This window comes from Pseudomonas sp., assembly GCF_049301935.1.
In the GTDB taxonomy this organism is placed as follows: Bacteria; Pseudomonadota; Gammaproteobacteria; order Pseudomonadales; family Pseudomonadaceae; genus Aquipseudomonas.
Genome location: NZ_JBAQLP010000125.1, coordinates 1 through 19,786 on the forward strand (window position 1 = coordinate 1; position 19,786 = coordinate 19,786).

Annotated in this window: 18 protein-coding genes; 7 read left to right on the forward strand and 11 right to left on the reverse strand. The window is 60.5% G+C overall.

Translation table 11 applies throughout. The annotated features are described in order from the left end of the window. Positions 1 to 109: 109 nt before the first annotated feature. The gene (gene pssA, locus WA145_RS16415; protein WP_296127291.1) at positions 110 to 922 is read right to left on the reverse strand and encodes a CDP-diacylglycerol--serine O-phosphatidyltransferase; all 813 of its coding nucleotides are present in this window, start codon (positions 920 to 922) and stop codon (positions 110 to 112) included. A gap of 156 nt (positions 923 to 1,078) precedes the next feature. After that, positions 1,079 to 2,095 (reverse strand): ketol-acid reductoisomerase, encoded by a 1,017-nt coding sequence (gene ilvC / locus WA145_RS16420; protein ID WP_422582591.1) that lies wholly within the window; start codon positions 2,093 to 2,095, stop codon positions 1,079 to 1,081. Positions 2,096 to 2,220: 125 nt separating this feature from the next. Between ilvC and ilvY the strand changes: the two genes are divergently transcribed. Further along, positions 2,221 to 3,102, forward strand: coding sequence for an HTH-type transcriptional activator IlvY (gene ilvY, locus WA145_RS16425; protein ID WP_422582592.1), 882 nt, complete (start codon positions 2,221 to 2,223; stop codon positions 3,100 to 3,102). An 89-nt stretch (positions 3,103 to 3,191) separates the two neighbouring features. Here ilvY and ilvN read toward each other — a convergent pair whose 3' ends face one another. Beyond that, positions 3,192 to 3,683: an acetolactate synthase small subunit gene (ilvN, locus tag WA145_RS16430; protein WP_090256033.1), complete on the reverse strand. Its 492-nt coding sequence runs from the start codon at positions 3,681 to 3,683 to the stop codon at positions 3,192 to 3,194. A gap of 2 nt (positions 3,684 to 3,685) precedes the next feature. Continuing rightward, the gene (locus WA145_RS16435; RefSeq protein WP_422582593.1) at positions 3,686 to 5,410 is read right to left on the reverse strand and encodes an acetolactate synthase 3 large subunit; all 1,725 of its coding nucleotides are present in this window, start codon (positions 5,408 to 5,410) and stop codon (positions 3,686 to 3,688) included. Positions 5,411 to 5,825: 415 nt separating this feature from the next. Here WA145_RS16435 and WA145_RS16440 point away from each other — a divergent pair, with 415 nt between their 5' ends. Beyond that, entirely contained in the window at positions 5,826 to 6,269 is a 444-nt protein-coding gene (locus WA145_RS16440; protein WP_422582594.1) for a DUF4124 domain-containing protein, read from the forward strand. Positions 6,270 to 6,283: 14 nt separating this feature from the next. On the opposite strand, the gene WA145_RS16445 is transcribed toward WA145_RS16440, so the two are convergent. From WA145_RS16445 to mrcB, 3 genes are all read right to left on the reverse strand, one after another. Continuing rightward, a complete protein-coding gene (locus tag WA145_RS16445) occupies positions 6,284 to 6,613 on the reverse strand; it encodes a YqcC family protein (protein WP_422582595.1) in 330 nt (109 codons plus the stop codon). Beyond that, positions 6,613 to 7,311 carry a tetratricopeptide repeat protein gene (locus tag WA145_RS16450; protein ID WP_422582596.1) on the reverse strand — a complete coding sequence of 233 codons (699 nt, stop codon included), beginning with the start codon at positions 7,309 to 7,311 and terminating at the stop codon, positions 6,613 to 6,615. The genes WA145_RS16445 and WA145_RS16450 overlap by 1 nt, the downstream gene beginning before the upstream one ends. A gap of 157 nt (positions 7,312 to 7,468) precedes the next feature. Next, positions 7,469 to 9,787 carry a penicillin-binding protein 1B gene (gene mrcB, locus WA145_RS16455; RefSeq protein ID WP_422582597.1) on the reverse strand — a complete coding sequence of 773 codons (2,319 nt, stop codon included), beginning with the start codon at positions 9,785 to 9,787 and terminating at the stop codon, positions 7,469 to 7,471. A 118-nt stretch (positions 9,788 to 9,905) separates the two neighbouring features. On the opposite strand from mrcB, the gene WA145_RS16460 reads away from it, so the two are divergent. The 5 genes from WA145_RS16460 (at position 9,906) to WA145_RS16480 (ending at position 13,867) form a co-directional block, all read left to right on the forward strand. Next, entirely contained in the window at positions 9,906 to 11,468 is a 1,563-nt protein-coding gene (locus WA145_RS16460) for an AAA family ATPase (RefSeq protein WP_422582598.1), read from the forward strand. An 83-nt stretch (positions 11,469 to 11,551) separates the two neighbouring features. After that, positions 11,552 to 11,896, forward strand: a complete 345-nt coding sequence (locus tag WA145_RS16465; RefSeq protein ID WP_422582599.1) for a pentapeptide repeat-containing protein — start codon at positions 11,552 to 11,554, stop codon at positions 11,894 to 11,896. Beyond that, positions 11,893 to 12,648: a class I SAM-dependent methyltransferase gene (locus WA145_RS16470; protein ID WP_422582600.1), complete on the forward strand. Its 756-nt coding sequence runs from the start codon at positions 11,893 to 11,895 to the stop codon at positions 12,646 to 12,648. The genes WA145_RS16465 and WA145_RS16470 overlap by 4 nt, the downstream gene beginning before the upstream one ends. A 39-nt stretch (positions 12,649 to 12,687) precedes the next feature. After that, positions 12,688 to 12,960: a TfoX/Sxy family protein gene (locus tag WA145_RS16475; RefSeq protein WP_422582601.1), complete on the forward strand. Its 273-nt coding sequence runs from the start codon at positions 12,688 to 12,690 to the stop codon at positions 12,958 to 12,960. 106 nt (positions 12,961 to 13,066) lie between these two features. Continuing rightward, on the forward strand, positions 13,067 to 13,867 hold the full coding sequence (locus WA145_RS16480; protein WP_422582602.1) for a Crp/Fnr family transcriptional regulator: 801 nt from the start codon (positions 13,067 to 13,069) through the stop codon (positions 13,865 to 13,867). 402 nt (positions 13,868 to 14,269) lie between these two features. Here WA145_RS16480 and WA145_RS16485 read toward each other — a convergent pair whose 3' ends face one another. From WA145_RS16485 to WA145_RS16500, 4 genes are read right to left on the reverse strand one after another with little or no spacing between them, the layout of a single operon-like run. After that, the gene (locus tag WA145_RS16485; protein ID WP_422582603.1) at positions 14,270 to 16,390 is read right to left on the reverse strand and encodes an exonuclease domain-containing protein; all 2,121 of its coding nucleotides are present in this window, start codon (positions 16,388 to 16,390) and stop codon (positions 14,270 to 14,272) included. A 2-nt stretch (positions 16,391 to 16,392) separates the two neighbouring features. Further along, entirely contained in the window at positions 16,393 to 16,770 is a 378-nt protein-coding gene (locus WA145_RS16490) for a response regulator transcription factor (protein WP_422582604.1), read from the reverse strand. After that, on the reverse strand, positions 16,767 to 19,514 hold the full coding sequence (locus WA145_RS16495) for an ATP-binding protein (protein ID WP_422582605.1): 2,748 nt from the start codon (positions 19,512 to 19,514) through the stop codon (positions 16,767 to 16,769). Before WA145_RS16495 ends, WA145_RS16490 begins: the two co-directional genes overlap by 4 nt. Before the next feature lie 10 nt (positions 19,515 to 19,524). Then, positions 19,525 to 19,725, reverse strand: coding sequence for a hypothetical protein (locus WA145_RS16500; RefSeq protein WP_422582606.1), 201 nt, complete (start codon positions 19,723 to 19,725; stop codon positions 19,525 to 19,527). Positions 19,726 to 19,786: the final 61 nt, after the last annotated feature.

Sequence of the window (19,786 nt, forward strand, 5' to 3'; positions counted from 1 at the left end):
CTCGAAATCAAGGGCTGCAGTCATACAGTTACCTGCGCGCCGCCTGCAGAAACGACAAAGCCATTGAAGCTGACGCTTCAACGGCTTTGTCGTAACCACTGCGAAGTAACTAGGCGCTTTTGCCGCGACGCAAGCGCAACAGGTACTGGATAGGACCCGAGGCCGCGTAGGCAAGGAAGATGATCAGCAAAATCCGCGGCGGATCACTGAACACCACCGCAAACACCAGCACCACCGCCAGGATCGCCACAAAAGGCACGCGCCCTTTTAGGTCGAGATCCTTGAAGCTGTTGTACTTGATATTGCTGACCATCAGCATACCGGCAGCGGCCACCAGGATGGCAACCACAAAGGCCATGTTCGACCCTTTAATGCCAAAATCACTAAAGGCCCACACCGTTCCCGCCACCACACCCGCAGCAGCAGGACTGGCCAGACCAATAAAGTAGCGCTTGTCGACGCTACCGATCTGCGTATTAAACCGCGCCAGACGCAATGCCGCACCGGCTACATAGATGAAGGCGACCATCCAGCCGACCTTACCCATACTGCCCAGCGCCCACTCAAACGCGAGCAAGGCAGGCGCCACACCAAAGGCAACCATATCGGAGAGCGAATCGTACTCGGCGCCAAAGGCGCTCTGGGTATTGGTCAGGCGCGCCACACGGCCATCCAGACCATCGAGCACCATGGCAACAAACACTGCGGCGGCGGCCACATAGAAGTTGCCGTTCATGGCATTGATGATGGCGTAGAAGCCGGCAAACAGATTGGCCGTGGTAAAGAGATTGGGTAACAGATAAATACCGCGATGACGGACCTTACGCCCTTCGGCGTCATGCCCCTCTTCTATATGCTCATCGATCGGCAACAAACTTTCAGCGTCGACGGGAGACTGCGGCTCATCTGGACGTTCATTCATGAACAACACCTTGCAACGGATTTGGAAAATTTCGACAGGCGCTGACGAACAGGGTTCACGGTAGCGCCCATGCAATACTCAGGCTTTATACCAGAAGCCTTGCCGCACCATGAAAAAACGCGGCCTTGGCCGCGTCTTTTCTTACGTCATAAAACCTTAGTTCTTGGCTTTGTCGACGATTTTGTTGGCACCGATCCACGGCATCATGGAGCGCAGTTGCTCGCCGATGATCTCGATACCGTGAGCAGCGTTGTTACGGCGCTTGGCGGTCATCGAAGGGTAGCCGGTAGCACCTTCGCTGATAAACATCTTGGCGTATTCACCGTCCTGGATACGCTTCAGGGCGTTACGCATGGCCTGACGCGATTCGGCGTTGATGACTTCTGGACCGGTCACGTACTCGCCGTACTCGGCGTTGTTGGAGATCGAGTAGTTCATGTTGGCGATACCGCCTTCGTACATGAGGTCAACGATCAACTTCAGTTCATGCAGGCACTCGAAATAAGCCATTTCCGGCGCGTAGCCCGCTTCAACCAGGGTTTCGAAACCGGCTTTAACCAGTTCAACGGTACCTCCGCACAGAACGGCTTGTTCGCCGAACAGGTCAGTTTCGGTTTCGTCCTTGAAGGTGGTCTCGATGATGCCGGTACGACCGCCACCCACGCCAGCGGCGTAAGACAGCGCAACATTCTTGGCGTTGCCGGAAGCGTCCTGATAGATAGCGATCAGGTCAGGAATGCCACCGCCTTTGACGAACTCGGAACGCACGGTGTGGCCTGGAGCCTTTGGCGCGATCATGATCACGTCGAGGTCATTGCGCGGCACGACCTGGTTGTAGTGGATCGCGAAGCCGTGGGAGAAGGCCAGAGTGGCACCCTTCTTGATGTTCGGCTCGATTTCGTTCTTGTACAGCTGGGACTGGAACTCGTCCGGAGTCAAGATCATAACCAGGTCAGCACCGGCAACGGCAGTGGCAACGTCAGTCACTTTCAGGCCGTGGGCCTCAGCTTTGGCAACAGTGGCCGAACCTTTGCGCAGACCAACAGTTACATCAACGCCGGAATCTTTCAGGTTGCACGCCTGGGCGTGGCCCTGGGAGCCGTAACCGATGATGGCAACTTTCTTGCCCTGGATGATCGAGAGGTCACAGTCTTTGTCGTAATAAACTTTCATGTTCTTGGCTCTATTAATCAGAAAGGGATGGGGTGCAAGCACCGCGACGAAGCCACCTTAAGTGATCCGCCCCGTTGCGTAAAATGATATATTTGCAACACAACATGCCGATAATTGAAACAAATATGGATAGTCACGCACTCAGGCTCTTTCTCTCCCTGGCCGACAACCTGCATTTCGGCAAAACCAGCCGCGAGCAGCACGTTAGCCCTTCTGCACTCAGCCGTAGCATCAAACAACTCGAGGACGAACTCGGCGCACCACTGTTTCTACGCGACAACCGCTCAGTGCGCCTGACCCGTGAGGGGCAACAGTTCCGCGAGTACGCCAGCGAGGTCATAAATGGCTGGCAAGCCATCCGCCAGACCTTCAAGCAGGATCAGTTGATCCTGCACGGCGAGCTCTCTCTGTACTGCTCGGTAACCGCCAGCTACAGCTTCCTCTATGACATCTTGAGCAGCTTTCGTCAGGACTACCCGCGCATTGAAATGAAGCTGCACACCGGCGATGCGGCCAAAGCCGTAGAACGCGTGCAAGAAGGGCGGGAAGACCTGGCCATCGGCGCCCGCCCCGACAGCTTGCCGGCCGGCGTCGAGTTTCAACCAATTGCCCGCTCCAAGCTGTGCTTTATCGGCCCGCAGTCACCTCAGCTATTGACCGAAGAGCAACTGAAACACCCCAGCGCAGCCAGTTGGCGGGACGTGCCAATGATCCTTTCGGAAGAAGACCTCGCCCGCACCCGAACCGATCTGTGGCTGAAAAACCACAGCATCAAACCGCTGATTTATGCACAAGTGAGCGGTAACGAAGCCATCGTCAGCATGGTGAGCCTGGGCTTTGGTATTGGCGTGGTGCCGCAAATCGTCCTCGACAACAGCCCGCTGGCCGCGCGCATCCGCATCTACGATATTCAGCCGCCGTTAACCGGTTACGAGATTGGCCTGTTCGCGCTGGAGAAACGCCTTAAAGATCCGCTGATCAATGCCTTCTGGAATCGCCAGCGCTAAACGCTGAAAGCAAGGCATTTACCCTGAAAAGCAAAAAGCCCTCAGGAGGTATTTCCCCGAGGGCTTTTCGTTTTATCAGTACAACGCAATCAGATGCTCAGCACCTTGTCGCCACGGGCAATGCCGGTCACACCACTGCGCACGGTTTCCAGAATCGACGCGGTGCCGATGGCCTGGATAAAGCTATCCAGCTTGTCGCTCGTGCCGGCCAGCTGGATGGTGTAGACACTGCTGGTTACATCGACGATCTGCCCACGGAAGATGTCGGTGGTGCGCTTGACCTCGGCGCGCTGAGCGCCAGTGGCCTTGACCTTGACCAGCATCAGCTCGCGCTCGACGTGAGCGCTTTCCGACAGGTCAACCAGCTTGACCACCTCGACCAGCTTGTTGAGGTTTTTGGTGATCTGCTCAATCACCTCATCATGGCCCACAGTGGTCAACGTCAGACGCGACAGGGTCGGGTCTTCGGTCGGTGCCACGGTCAGGCTTTCGATGTTGTAGTTGCGCTGCGAGAACAGACCGACCACGCGGGACAGTGCGCCGGGCTCGTTTTCCAGCAGCAGGGAAATAATGTGTCGCATGATTAGGTACGCTCCGTCTTGCTCAGCCACATATCGCGCATTGCACCGTCTTTGATCTGCATCGGGTAGACGTGCTCACTGGTATCAACCTGAATATCGAGGAACACCAGGCGATCTTTCATCGCAAAGGCCTCCTCCATCATCGGTTTAAGATCCTTAAGATCAGTGATGCGCATGCCGACATGGCCATAGGCCTCGGCCAGCTTGACGAAATCCGGCAGCGACTCCATATAGGAGTGCGAGTGACGGCTGCTGTACATCATGTCCTGCCACTGACGCACCATTCCCAGCGCGCCGTTGTTCAGATTGACGATCTTCACCGGCAAGCCGTACTGCAGGCAGGTCGACAGTTCCTGAATATTCATCTGGATGCTGCCTTCGCCGGTTACGCAGGCGACTTCGTCATCCGGGAAGCTGAGCTTGACACCCATGGCTGCAGGGAAGCCAAAGCCCATGGTGCCCAGGCCACCGGAGTTGATCCAACGGTTCGGCTTGTTGAAGCGGTAGTACTGGGCAGCAAACATCTGGTGCTGTCCCACGTCAGAGGTCACAAAGGCATCGCCACCAGTGACTTCGGACAGGGTTTCGATCACGGTTTGCGGCTTGATAATGCTGCCGTCGCCCTTGTCGTAAGGGAACATGATGCGACCACCACGCCATTCTTCAATCTGCTTCCACCAGCTCGCCAGTGCATCCTTGTTCAGCTGCTCGCCGATCTCTTTGAGGATCGCGACCATTTCGGTCATCACGCTATCAACCGGGCCGACGATTGGAATATCGGCCTTGATGGTCTTGGAGATGGAAGCCGGGTCGATATCGACGTGAATAATCTTGGCGTTCGGGCAGAACTTGCTCGCGCCATTGATCACCCGGTCATCGAAGCGTGCACCCACCGCCAGGATCACATCGGCGTGGTGCATCGCCAGGTTGGCGGTGTAGCTGCCGTGCATACCGAGCATGCCGAGGAACTGGCGATCGGTACCTGGATAGCCGCCCAAACCCATCAGGGTGTTGGTGACGGGCAGGTTGAGCATCTGCGCCAGCTCAGTCAGCGGCGCTGCAGCACCGCCCATGATCACGCCACCACCGGAATAGATGACTGGACGCTTGGCCGTCAGCAGCAGTTCGGCTGCCTTGCGGATCTGCCCGGAGTGACCGCGCAGCGCTGGGCTGTAGGAACGCAGCTTGACCTTCTTCGGATAGACGTACTCGAACTTCTCAGCCGGGTTGGTCATATCCTTGGGGATATCCACGACCACCGGGCCTGGACGGCCAGACTGCGCCAGATAGAAGGCTTTTTTCAGGACTTCCGGGATTTCCGAGGCGTGCTTGATCATAAAGCTGTGCTTCACGATTGGCCGGGAGATACCGATCATGTCGGTTTCCTGGAAGGCATCGGTGCCAACCATGTTGCTTGGCACCTGGCCAGACAACACCACCATCGGGATGGAGTCCATGTAAGCGGTGGCAATACCGGTGATGGCATTGGTTGCGCCAGGGCCAGACGTTACCAGTACCACACCGGCTTTACCGGTGGCACGGGCATAGCCGTCAGCCATATGGGTGGCCGCTTGCTCATGACGAACCAGAATGTGTTGAACTTCCGGTTCTTTGAACAGGGCATCGTAGATGTGTAGGAGAGCACCGCCCGGGTACCCATAAATGTTCTTAACGCCTTCGTCACGCAAAAAGCGGACGACCATTTCAGCGCCGGATAAAAGCTCCACGTTATTCACCTCTAAAACGCCAGAAAACCGCCCAACAAGGAGGACGGCCTAAGATAGGTTTACTGTCAGCAGAGCATGAGCGACGGTGATCGCCGACTACGTCAGCTACAACTGAGCAAGTATTGGGAATACCCCAAAGTGTTGCGGGGTGTTCCCACCCAGCGCGAGGTAACGCGTTGCGGGTGTAACAGGTCGGCGCGGGTGTGCGCCTCATGTCTGCTGAGCTAAAGCCTGCTTGCGGCGGACTCCACTACAGCGAGCCTGGAATTGTTCGGATTCAGCGCTGCCAAGTCAAGCAATCCGTGATTGAATCTACAATCTTCTGCTGTGACGCAGCGCAGGATGACGATTCGAACATTTTGGTTATAGTAGTCAGCAAGCACCGCAGCTCAGCAGCTCAATATAAGGAAACCGCATGCGCCGCATGATGATCACCAGCAGCTTGCTGCTCGCCATGAGCGCCACCGCCATGGCCAGCCAGGTTTACAAGTGGGTCGACGCCCAAGGCGTAACGCACTTCAGCGCACAGCCGCCGCAAGGCCAAGACGCCACCAGCATCAATACCGCAACACCGCCGCCCAAGCCTGCCATTGCCGAAGAACAGAAAGCCGCGCCGACCTTTGAGAGCATCGCCGACCCCGAGCAGGCGGCCATCGACGAGAAGGTCAAGCAGGAGGTTGCCGCCAAGGAAGCCGAGCGCAAGAAGTACTGCGAAGATGTGCGCACCAACCTTGCACAGCTGCAGAACAACCCGCGTCTGCGCATGGAAGTCGACGGTGAAGTGCGTCGCCTAAGCGAAGAAGAACGCCAGGGCCGTATCAGCGAAGCACAGAAGGCGATTGCCGAAAACTGCAAGTAAGCGAGTGGCGCGACTCAGCTCGCGCCAACAATCAACTGATCGAACTCACCCAACAGCTTGATCAGCCCCCTGGCCTTCATGGCCTGACCGCCATACACCTGCTCGGCCATCGGCTGAATCCCGGAGACACTGGGCAATGCCGCTCCAGCCTCCAGCATCTGCTTCATCTTCGGTAGGAATATCCACTGCAGCCACTGCTCGAACGCCAGCGTATCGACGCAGAACGGCTGCTGGCTGGATAGCGCCTGCGCACTGGGCGCCTGCGCCTGCCACCAGCCCAGCATGCGCAACTCACGCTCGATCAACAGCAACTGCTCTGCCACGGCAAGCACACGCGCATCCATCAGAGGCTGACTCGCGCCTGCTCACGGGCCTGGGCGGCACCCGCCGCATCACCCTGGCGTTCACGCGCCTGGGCAATCAGGTTCCACAGACTGGCCTGCAAGGCCGGGCGACCGCTGGCATAGCTCAGACCACGACGGGCAAACTGTTCAGCCTGCGCAGCATCACCTTGAGCCAAACGCACCTCGGCAAGCTTATAGAGCACCTGCGGTTCACGTGGTGCAATGCGCTGAGCGCGCTCCAGGCTGGAGGCGGCACCATTCAGATCACCACTGCCCTGCTGCTGCTGAGCCGTAGTCAGCAAGGCCAGGACCGGCCCATCCAGCTGCTCATCCATGGATAAACCACCGTCTGGAATGCCACTGGGTGCCGGCGCGACATAGCCGCCTTGCGTTGTGGCGGGCGGCGTAGCACTCCACGGCTGGGTAGTGGTACCAGTATCCAGTGGCGCATTGCTGGCCGGGAACGACTGAATCGGCGCGGAACTACCGCCACCGCCGGGCACCATCACCACCACGCCGGAGTCTTCCGGCAGGGCCTGAGGCTGTGTGACTGGTGCACCATAACCGCCTGGTGTACCCGATTGCGCACCGGCGATCGTGGTACCGCCTTCAACTACCGGAATCGAGCCGCGCGGCACACTGCTGCAACCAGCCAACATCAACGAAGCCGTTACTGCTGGAATCAACCATTTATTCACGTCACACCCTCTCCACTTAAACCCGCTCATGATCTGCTGCGCGTCGGCCCTGCTGTGTTAAAAACAGCCTCGGAATGCTCATGTACAAAAGTACACTCCGCCTCCTCGCCTATTTTCGCCTTGCAAGGCTCTAGCTCGCGAGATCGTGAACAGGTTTTTAATCCAACCAGCCGCGTACCCAATCCATCACCTCATTGACCGGCGCCTGAATACCACAGGCCGGCCCGGCGACGGGTTGGCTGCCGCGAATATACGGCATCTGTACTGCATTCGGACAACTCGGGTCGGTACCCTGACCGCTGCGGGCATCCACCCAGGCCTGCACCACGTTATCCGGCACAGGCATATCCAGCGGCAGTGGGTCGGCCTTGCGCATAAAGTCCGTCCACACCTGCAATGCACCCGTCGCACCGGTCAGCGGGGTAGGACCGTTGTCATCACGGCCCAACCAGACCACCGCCAGCACATCCTGACTGAAGCCGGCAAACCAGCTGTCGCGCGAGTCGTTACTGGTGCCCGTCTTGCCAGCAAGGGCCAGCGAGCGCGGCAGCTGGCTGTAGACCGAGCGCCCTGTACCTTCAGACATCGTACGCTGCATGGCGTTCTGCAGCAGGTAGATAGCGCCGCTGTCGAAGCGCTGCTGAATCTGGAACGGGTAACGCTTGAGCGGCTCACCGTCGGCCGTCAACACGTTGCGAATACCGCGCAATGGCGTATTGAAACCACCATTGGCCAGGGTCTGGTACATATTCGCCACGTTCATCGGGCTTAGCCCGCCGGCGCCCAGCAGCATCGACGGATACGCCGGCCACTGCTGCTCGACACCCAAGCGATTGAGCGTTTTCAGCACCTCTGGCACGCCGAGTTCCAGGCCGAGCTTGGCGGTCGACAGGTTGTAGGAGTTGACCAAGCCCTGGTACAGGTAAATCGTGCCATGGGCCTTGCGGTCGTAGTTCTGCGGGCTCCAGACCTGACCGTCCTGGCCCTTGATGGAGAACGGTTGATCTTCAAGCAGGCTGGTCAAGGTGTATTGGCTCGGCCGCTCCAGCGCCGTCAGGTAGATCGCCGGCTTGATCAGCGAACCAATCGGCCGTACTGCATCCAACGCCCGGTTAAAGCCGGCAAAGCGCGGCTGACGGCTACCAATAATGGCCTGCACCTCTCCGCTTTCCGTGCTGGTCACCACCATCCCCGCCTCGACCTGATCAACCCCTTTGCGCCCGGACAGGCGCTTCAGCGTATCGGCCAAGGCACTTTCGGCTTTGAGCTGCATGATTGGATCAAAGCTGGTGAAGATGCGCAGGCCTTCTTCGGTCAGGTCCTGCTCCTGGTAATCCTCGCGCAGCTGGCGCTTGACCAGATCGAGGAAGGCCGGGAACGAGCTGTCCGCCAACGTACCGCGCTGGGTAATGCCCAGCGGCTTTTGCTTCGCCGCCGCCACGTCTTCAGCACTGGCTACGCCCTGCTCTGCCAGCACATCGAGCACCAGGTTACGCCGTTCCAGCGCGCGCTCAGGGTTGCGTCGTGGGTTGTAATAGGTCGGCCCCTTGACCATGCCCACCAGCAGCGCCACCTGATCCAGCTTCAGCTCGGACAGTGGCTGGCTGAAGAAATACTGACTGGCCAGACCAAAGCCATGCACCGCACGCTGACCGTCCTGGCCGAGGAACACTTCATTGAGGTATGCCTCAAGAATGTCCTTCTTCTCGTAATGCAGCTCCAGCAGCACCGCCATCATGGCTTCGGTAGCCTTACGGGCCAGGGTGCGCTCGTTGGTCAGGTAGAAGTTCTTCACCAACTGTTGGGTCAGGGTACTGCCGCCCTGGCGCAACTGACCGGCGGTGGCGTTGATCCACACCGCGCGGGCGATGCCCTTGGGGGATACGCCGAAGTGATTGAAAAATTCGCGATCCTCAACCGCCACCAGGGTTTCCACCAGATAGGGTGGCACCTGCTCCAGCTTGATCAGCACGCGGTCTTCCTGGTGCGCCGGGTACAAGCCGCCAATCAGCAGCGGCTCAAGCCGCGCCACGGCCAGGTTGCCACCGCCAGACTGGGTCAGGCCGGCAACGTAATCGCCGGAGAAGCGCACGCGTACGCGCTGCGATGGTTCAGTACTTTCATAGAATTGAAAACCGCGTGAATGCAGTTCGATAGTGTTGCCGGCTACCGAAACGCCACCAGGACCGGCCACCGCGCTTTCGCGGCGATAGCCCAGGGCATCCAGCTCCTTGAGGAAGTCATCCTTGGCCAGTTTCTGCCCAACAAACAGCTCCAGCGGCCGGGCATAGACCTTGGCGGGCACAGTCCAGCGCTTGCCGGAGAACTTCTCCTGCACCACGGCATCGAGATAAACCGCAAACACGGCGAGCACCACCAAACCAACCAGGCCGAGCTTGATAGCCCAGCCCAACCAGGGGCGCATACCGCCGGAACGGCGTTTAGAACGGGGACGGGAAGATCGGGTACGAGTCATGGCGCGGCATTATACGCACTTTGCCCACTTGCCAGCAGGCCAGCGCAGCGGTTTGCAGACTGACGTTGAGCGGCCATAATGGCCGCCTCTTATTTCATTACACCGCCAAGGATCGCCCGTGAGCCAAGCTCTGATCGCCGCACTGCAGAACCCGGCCCTCTACCCTCATCCCGTGGAGCAGTTTCAGGTTATCGAAACTCATATTTCCTGGGTGGTACTCACCGGCCCTTTCGCCTACAAGCTGAAGAAGCCGGTGAACTTCGGCTTTCTTGACTTCACCGAGCTAAGCGCCCGCGAGCATTTCTGCCAGGAAGAGCTGCGCCTCAACCAGCGCCTGACCCAGGGTCTTTATCTGGAAGTACTGCCGATCAGCGGCAGCGCCGAAGCGCCGCAACTCGGCGGCAGCGGCCCGGCCATCGAATATGCGCTGAAAATGCGTCAATTCCCGCAAAGCCAGCTGCTCAGTGACGTGCAGGCGCGCGGCGAACTAAGCGAAGCGCATATCGATGCCCTGGCCAAACAGATTGCCGAGTTCCATGGCTCGACCCCAGCGGTCGCGGCCAGCCATCCGCTGTGTGCCCCAGAAGCGATCGTTGCGCCGATGCGGCAGAACTTCGAACAGATCCGCCCGATGCTCAAGGACGCAGCCGATCTGCAGCAGCTAGACGCCCTGCAGGCCTGGACCGAAGCCAGCTACACGCGCCTCGAACCGCTGCTGGCAACGCGCGCGGCCAATGGCTCGATCCGCGAATGCCACGGCGATATCCACCTGGGCAACGCCACCCTGCTGGACGGTCAGGTGGTGCTGTTCGACTGCATCGAGTTCAACGAACCGTTTCGCCTGATCGATATCGCCTCGGACGCCGCCTTCCTCGCCATGGACCTGGAAGACCGCGGCCTCAAGGCCCACGCCTGGCGCTTCATCAATGGCTGGCTGGAACACACGGGGGATTACTCGGCCCTGGAACTGCTGAATTTCTACAAAGCCTACCGCGCCCTGGTCCGCGCCAAGGTCGCGCTGTTCAGCCTGGCCCATCAGACCGATGCGGTACAAAAAGCTGTGACCCTGCGCCAATACCGCAACTACGCCAACCTGGCGGAAAGCTACAGCGCCATCCCGTCCAGCTTCCTGGCAATTACCCACGGTGTTTCCGCCGTCGGCAAAAGCCATGTGGCCATGCGTCTGGTTGAGGCGCTCGGCGCCATTCGCTTGCGCTCGGATGTCGAGCGTAAACGCCTGTTCGGTGAGCAGAAGGATGCCGACCTCGGCAAGCTCAGTGCCGGCATCTACACCCAGGACGCCAGCGCCGCCACTTACCAGCATTTGCACCAACTGGCCGAAGCGGCCCTGCATGCCGGTTTCCCGGTAGTCATCGACGCCACCTACCTCAAGCAGACACAGCGCGATGCGGCCAGCCAGGTTGCCGAAGCCTGCGGCGCGCCCTTCCTGATCCTCGAATGCAGCGCCCCGGACGAAGTGATCGCCAGCTGGCTGGAACAGCGCAAAGCCGCCGGCAGCGACCCTTCCGACGCCACCATGGACGTGGTACACGCCCAACAAGCCAGCCGCGAAGCCTTAAGTGACGATGAACTGCTGCACAGTAAGCGCGTCGACACCCACGAAAGCGCCAGCCTGGACACCCTCATCGCGCGCATTCGTCAGCGCCTGCCAGGCCTGTAAGAGAAAACGGGCAGCATAGTTGCGGCGCGAGCAGAGCGCGCCGCGGCTTCTATACTGGCGGTGAGTCCATAAGGAGATGCACCATGAGCCAGCCCCGGCAACTGGATAACCCGCTGTATATCCTGATCCGCAACGAACAAATCTCCGCCTTCAATGCACAAAAGCCCAAAGACATAGTCGTCGACCTGAGCGACGGTGATTTTCGCGGCATTGATCTGCGCGCCCTGGATGCCCAAGGCATCAACTTCACCAACGCCTACTTTCGCGGCACCGACCTGCGCGGCCTTGACCTGCGCAATGCCCAGCTCGAAGGGGCCAGCCTGGCCCACGCGCAGATTTCCGGGGCCTACTTTCCGGTCGAACTGACGGCTGACGAGATTCTTATGTCGGTGAATTTCGGCACCCGCCTGCGCTACAACACCCGTTGAGCGGCAACCACGTCAGCCAACTGTTCGGCGCCCGGGCAGACGCCTACGCCAGCTTCCGCCCGCATTACCCGGCAAGCCTGTTTGCCTGGCTGGCTGCGCAATGCCCGGAACGCCTGCGGGCGCTGGATATTGCCTGTGGCAACGGTCAGGCAAGTCGCCCACTGCGCGAGCACTTCAAGCAGGTACTCGCCTGCGATGCCAGCCTTAAGCAATTGCAGGCCGGCGCGGATCAAGCAGGGCTGCAGCTGTTCGTCGCCGAGGCGCAGGCGCAACCCCTGCCCAGCCACAGCCTGGACCTGATTGTGGTGGCGCAGGCGCTGCACTGGTTTGCCACTCCGGCGTTCTTTAGCGAAGTGCGCCGTCTGCTCAAGCCTGGCGGCGTATTCTGCGCCTGGTGTTACAGCCTGATGCGCATCGACGAGGCGTTGGACGCACTGATCGACGACTTTTACTGGAATACCCTCGGCGGCCACTGGCCAGCGGGCCGCGTCAGTGTCGATGCAGGCTACCGCGATATCGACAATCCCTTTAGCCCACTCACCCCGCCGGCCTCGGCGATTGAAATCAGCTGGTCGCTGGAGCAGTTGCTAGGCTACCTGAGCACCTGGTCAGCAGTGCAGCGCTACGCGCAGCAAAACGGCGCCGATCCACTGCTGCAACTGCGACCAAAGCTGCGCCAGGCCTGGGGTGATGCCAAACAGCCACGCTTTGTCCGCTGGCCGCTACACTTTCTGGCAGGCACGCCAAACTGACTCCATCCGCACGACTGCCCAGCAGCGCAAGGAGGCTTGATGAACGATGAACTGCAACACCTGAAGAACCTCGGCAAAACCTCGGCCCAGTGGTTACACGCGGTTGGCATTCACAACGCCAATGACCTGCGTCGGCTGGGTGCGGTCAGCGCGTATCGAGCGGTGCGCGCAAGGGGCTTCAGGGCATCCAAGGTGCTGCTGTACGCGATTGAAGGCGCACTGCTGGACGTGCACTGGAACGAACTACCACCCGGGCATAAGGCCGAACTGAATGGCCAGCTCGATGAAAGTTCACCCCACAACAAGAGCTAGCTCACAACCTCTCAGGCTTTTGATTTACCTGAAGTGCGCCGGCAACTATTGTTTTAGGGACGTTCGTGCGGTTTAGTATGCCCAGCCAGTTCAAGGAAATTCGCTCATGTATTTACTCGGGGAGCAACCGGCTTACGCCGATCAGCTGATCAACCGACTGCAAAGCATCCCCACTCAATTGCTCGATGGGCTTGCACCTGCTGGATCGCCACTGCAGCTTGAACGTGCGGAAGACCTGGCCAAGGTACTGCCGGAAAACCAGCTGTTTATCATTGAGAATGGCCTGCTGCATGCCGTGGTCGATGAGCGTCCGCTGTTTTATCTGCAGGAAGGCGACCTGGTTGGCCTGCGCCAGGGCCTGGACATGCCCAGCTGCCGCTACAGCAGTGAAGAGCAACTGAGCCTAATCCCCTATTCGCGCAGTGACGTGTTCAAACATATCTATGCCAGCGAGCAGCGTCAGGAACTGTTTATCCAGTACCTGATCGGCCATACCGCCCTGCTTTCTGATGCCCTGGTGCGTTTGAAACAGCCGGAAATTCGTCCCTCCACCGGCTTCCAGCACTTTGCCGCGGGTGAGGAGCTGATCCACCAGGGCGATGTCGCCGATAACGTCTTTATCATTATCGAAGGCCATGCCGAGGCGTACGTCGACGGGCACAAGGTTGGTGATGTGCAGAAGGATGAAATCTTCGGCGCCATGGCCGTGTTTACCCGCGAGAAGCGCAGTGCCACCGTACTGGCCAGCGAACCGTGCACCGTGATGGTGATTCCCAAGGAGCAGTTCCTCAGCCTGATGCAGAGCAACCCGAGGATTGCCCACAGCCTGATCGAGAGCATGGCCAAGCGCATTGACCTGCTGAACAAGGAAATCACCCAGCTGCGCCTGCCTGCCACCGCAGAGTAAACCGCCACGATTCAACTACCGAACCCGGCCAAGCGCCGGGTTCGGCGTTCCTGGCAGGGTACTTTTTGCACCGCGAAGAAAATAGTTTGGCAAAGGCCATTGACACGCAAATGATAATCGATATTATTAGCAACAACTGATCGCAAGATCAGCCGATAAGCTCAAGAGCCCTTCAGGCGGGTTCTTCTGGTTATCTCCTCATCAGGCTAATCACGGTTATTTGACCCGGCTCTGCCGGGTCTTTTTTTGTCTGGCAGAAAGTGCTCACCCCGACCCCTCCCCGCTCTTGCGGATCGACGGAAGCTGCGAAGTTCGCAGGACGCCGTAGAGCCCCATGTTGCGCTTCGCGAGCTCAGCCCAGCCTACAACTCCGCCAACGTGGCACGACCCAAGCGATTCATTTCAATACTCGAGCTTGGCGTAGAGCGTCTGCTGCGAGGCTTCGCGCGCCTGCTTGAGGGTATGGATACCGCGTTCGGCGAGCAGCGGGATCAGCTTGAGAAACACTTCGCCGGTAACCATGGCATCGCCCAGGGCGGTATGCCGACCTACCACCTGCACGCCAAGACGGGCGGCGATCTGTTCCAGGCGATGTTCATCGCCAGTGTGGCCCGGATGCACCAGGGCGGAGAGCAACAGGGTATCGAGCACCGGATGGATAAAGCGCACGCCGGTCTGCGCCTCCTTGAGTTGCAGGAAGCGCATATCGAAGGCGGCATTATGCGCCACCAGCACGGTATCCTCGGCGAAACGCTGAAACACCGGCAATACCTGCTCAATCGTCGGCTGCCCAGTGAGCATCTGCGGCGTGAGGCCGTGGATCAGCTGCGACTCGCGCGGGATCGCCCGACGCGGATCGATCAATTGCTCGAAACGCTCCTGCACCAGCAAGCGCCCGTTGACGATGCGCACCGCGCCCAAAGCAATGATCTCGTCGCCCTCGGAAGGCGACAGCCCAGTGGTTTCGGTATCGAATACGGTGTAAACCAGCTCGCGCAACGGGCGCTCATCGAGTTCCGGGGTTTGCCCCGGCTGGCTGAACAGGTCGAAGTCGTAATACACCGGGCGGCCCAAGCCGCTTGGCGCCTGCGCGGCGGCGTGCGGCTGGGTGGTCGGCAGCAACAGACAGAGGCGGTTATGCCCGCTGATACGGTCGGCCTGGGACCAGAGCTCGCCGCCGTGGCGTTCGAGCAACTCCTTGAGGGTACAACCGGCGGGGTCGGCACCGCCCAAGTTCAACGCCTGCTGTTCCCATTGATGCAGCAGCTCAGGGTCTAGCGGCTCACCGCCCCAACACAGCGCCAGCCGGGCGAAACGTCCAGCTGCGGAAAGCGTCAATGTCACCTCATGAACCCCGCAGGCGACGGCCAGGGCGCCCATTACCTGGGTTAACGCCTGCACCAGGGAATAGCTGTCCAAACTCAGCCACAGCGGTTCTGTGCTGTCCTGACAGCGCACGCTGAGCCCCAGCGTGGTGGTGAAGTTGTGCTGCAAAGCGCAAACCAGCTCGCTGGCCAGCATCTCTTCCAAGGGCCATTGGCTGCCGGGTAAATCGCCGTGGCGCGCCAGGCCCTGTTCCAGATTCAACGACAGGCGCTCGGCCTCTTCGCGGATCACCTCGCCGAAGCGTTGGCGATGGGCGGCATCCATGGCCGGATATTGCTGCAAGGTTTCCGCCGCCGCGCGGATATTGGCCAAGGCCGCACGGCTGCCTTCGGTGAGCTGACGCAGCAGATACTCGCGGCGGCTGGCCAGCTCGACGCTATCGGTGACGTCGTCGAGGATCAGCACGAAGCCCAGCAGCTGACCCGGCTGCCCCACCACTGGCGCCATGCGGCAACGCAGCAACTGCGCCGTACGGGCGCTGACGAAATGCACCGCCGGGCTGGCACTCCCCTGCGCCAGGCCCTCGCGCAGCTTATCCAGCGCATGCTCGATCAGACGCTGATCGAGAATCCCGAACAGCGAGCGACCGAGCCCCACCGCGCCGGCTTCCTGGCCGTCCAATACCTGCCTGGCCTGAGCGTTATAGAGCAGGATGCGACCCTCGAGATTGCATACCAGCACGCTTTGGGCGAGTTCGGACATCAAGGCGGCTAGGCGATTCTTCTCCTGTTCCAGATGCGCATTGGTCTGCGCGATACGCGCTTCGATATCCTCACGCTGCGCATCGTAGGCGGCGGCGAACGCATTCAGCGCATGGCCCAGACGGCGCATGGGCTTGGCACCACCAATGGCCAGCCGATGCTGCGGATTGACCCGATGGACGATGCCGACCTCTTCTTCCAGGCGCCTGGCCGTCGCAGGATAGGCCGCGCGCCAGAGCTGCAACAGGCCGCCGAGCAGGGCCAGCAACAACAACCCGAGCAGGGCCAACAGGGCACCGCGCCCGGCTAGCAAGGCCAGCAACTGCTCACGCTCGGCCAGGCTCAGATCGAACCAGAATGGGCCCCCGACGACGCCAAATAGGCCGACGAGCAAGGCGCTCAGGCCAGCGAGCTGCAGTGCGAAGCGGATGCCCATCGCTATGCGTCCGCCAGCAGGTCGCGCACCTGCGCCAGCAATTCCTGGGTCGAGAACGGCTTGCTGATATAGGCATCGGCGCCCAGCGCCAGGCCCTTGCTGACCTCCACGTCACGCCCCTTGGCGGTCAGCATCACCACGCGCATGCCTTGCAGTGCTGGGGTTTCGCGAATTTTCTGGCACACATCGAAACCGCTCAGCTGCGGCAGCATCACATCGAGCAGCACCAGATCCGGCGGCTGCGCCTGGATCGCCTCCCACGCCTGCTGGCCATCGTGCGCCACCCGCACCTGGTAGCCGGCCTGCTCGAGGAGAAACTCCAGAGAGATGACGATGTTCGGCTCGTCGTCGACGATCAACAGATTCTTTCGCTTGCTCAAGTTGCATCCTCCGTCTCGCGACCCGTCAGTGGCAGGGTAAAGGAAAAACTCGCGCCCTGCCCACGGGCGCTGCGCACCCATAACCGACCGCCGAAATGCTCGATGATCTGCCGGCTGATCGGCAGGCCGAGGCCGGTGCCCTGGGGTTTCTCGGTGAGGTTATCGCCGGCCTGGCGAAATTTTTCGAAGATGATTTCCTGATCGGCCGGATCGATGCCGCAACCGTTGTCGCGCACCTCCACCTGCAATACCTCGGGCAATACCTGCACGGCGATGCCGATGCGCCCGGCCTCGCGGTCGCAGAATTTCACCGCGTTGGAGATCAGGTTGAGCAGCACCTGCAACAGACGGTCGCGGTCAGCCAGCACCGGCGGGATCTGCGCCGGCAGTTCAAGGTCGAGGATCACGCCCTGCTCCTGCAACAACTGGCTGGTGGTGGCCAGGGCATCTTCGATCACCTCGCGCAGATCAAGCGCCGTGGCGTGCCATTCGGCGCGACCGGACTCCAGTTTGGCCAGGTCCAGCACCTGATTGATCATCCGTGTCAGGCGCTCGCTTTCCTTGACGATGATGGCGACGAAACGTGCGCGCTGCGCCGGTTCCAGCTCGGGGTTGTCGTTGAGGATTTCCGAGAAGGCGCGGATCGAGGTCAGCGGCGTGCGTAGCTCATGGGTCACGGTGGAGATGAAATCGTCCTTCAGCCGATCGAGTTCCTGCAGCCGCGCATTGGCCGCGCGCAGCTCGCCGGTGGCCGCCTCCAGCTCCTGCGACTGCTGCTCCAGACGCCGGCTGTAGGCGAGTACCTGGGAGGCTTCGTCGAGGATGTCGAGTACCTCGTCCATGCCCAACGGCTCTTCCTGCACCACCGAGGCCAGCATCACCCGCGCCGAAGCCGTACCTATGGCGCCGGCCAATTTCTGCTCGGCGAAATGCACCAGGTCGGCATCCGGCAGCAGTCCGGCGCTGGAACGCAAACCGCACTGGCTGGCGTACTCGGCGAAGGCTTCTGCGGCGCGCGCCGGACCGAGAAAGCGCCCGACCAGGGCGATCACTTCACTCACCGACGCGCTGCCGCGCCACAAACTGGTACCGCGCCCGCTGACCTTGAAAGCATCGACAAACAGCAACGCCTGGGCATGCTCGCGACTGTTCTGACGGCTGAACAGCGATACCCCGATATAGCCGCCGAGGTTAGCCAGCAGGCTCCAGAACAACGAGTGGCCGATCTCGTCCAGCCCCGCCAGGCCGAACAACGCCAGCGGCTTAAGCCAGGCGATGGCCAGTGGTCCCTGCTCGATAAAACTCAGCGGCAGCCAGCCGGATTTGGCGAATGCCGGCAGCAACAAGGTGTAAGCCCAGAACACAAAGCCCAGGGACAAGCCGCACAGCGCACCGGCGCGGGTGGCCTGCTTCCAATACATGCCACCGAGCATCGCCGGGGCGAACTGCGCCACCGCGGCGAACGACACCAGACCGATCGACACCAACGCATAGGCTTCGCCAGCGGCGCGGTAGTAGAGGTAGCCGAGCAGCATCAACAGCACAATGGCGCCACGTCGAATGCCCAACAGCAGCCGGGAAAGGTCCGTCCGTTGCGCCAGGCCCAGGGCCTTCCAGCGCAGCAGCAGCGGCATCGCCAGGTCATTGCAGATCATGGTGGAGAGCGCGATGGTCTCCACTATCACCATGCCGGTGGCGGCCGACAGCCCGCCGACGAATACCAGCAGCGCCAGCGCCTGCTGCTGGTGGGCCATGGGCAGGGTCAGGACGAAGGTATCGGCGTCCACCGTGCCGGCGGGAAAATGCATCAACCCGGCAAAGGTGATCGGCAACACGAAGATATTGATCGCCAGCAGGTACAGCGGGAACAGCCACATGGCCTTGGCCAGATGGTTCTCGTTGACGTTCTCCACCACGCTGATCTGAAACTGCCGCGGCAGAAACAGCAGCGACAGCATCGACAGAAAAATCAGCGACACCCAGGCGCCATAGCTGCCGGACGCGCCGCCGAGGGTCAGCAGGCGGTCAATATCGGGCAGCTTGGCGGCATGGGCGAACAGGTCGGCGAAGCCGTGGTAAAGGCCAAAGGTGACGAACAGGCCCGCCGCGACAAATGCCAGCAGCTTGACCAGGGACTCGAAGGCGATGGCTGCGACCATGCCCTCGTGACGCTCGGTGGCGTCCAGGTGGCGAGTGCCGAAGACAATGGTGAACAGCGCCAGCAGCAGCGCCACGTAAAGCGCGGTGTCCTGCCACGGGCCGAGCGCCTGATCCTGGTTCGGCATGCGGATCTCCGGATACTGCCAGAGGATCAGAAAGCTGCTGGAAACCGCCTTGAGTTGCAGGGCGATATAGGGAATCACCCCGATCACTGCGATCAGCGTCACCAGCCCGCCGAGCAGCGCGCTCTTGCCGTAACGCGCGGCGATAAAGTCGGCGATTGAGGTGATGCGGTTGGCCTTGCTGATGCGGATCATCTTGCGCAGCACCAGCCAGAACAACGCCGCCATCAGGGTCGGGCCGAGGTAGATCGGCAGAAAGCCGACACCACTGACCGCCGCACGGCCGACGCTGCCGTAGAAGGTCCAGGAGGTGGCGTAGACCGCCAACGACAGCGCATAGATATAGGGGTTGGCGATGATCGAGCGGCCCGCATCGGCGCGCTTGTCGCCCCAATAGGCGATGGCGAAGAGAATCCCCAGATAGGCGCCGGAGATCAGCAGAATCAGGCCACCAACCGGCATGGGCGGCACCTCAGCGCTTGGAGCGCTCGATGACCACAATCATCGAGACGATCAGCAGCGCCCAGACGCCGAATAGATAGGCGAACAACCGCGGTACGCCAAACACATCGCCACCGCCGTCGGACAACGCCAACAGCGGGTAGCTGAACAGCAGGCAACCGAGCAGAAACAACGCTACCAAGCGTTGCGCCCAGAGTGTGCGATTGGCCATAGCCCTTACCTCCTGGGCCTAAGTGTGGCCGATTATTGGCCGCGCGCACTGCGCGACCATG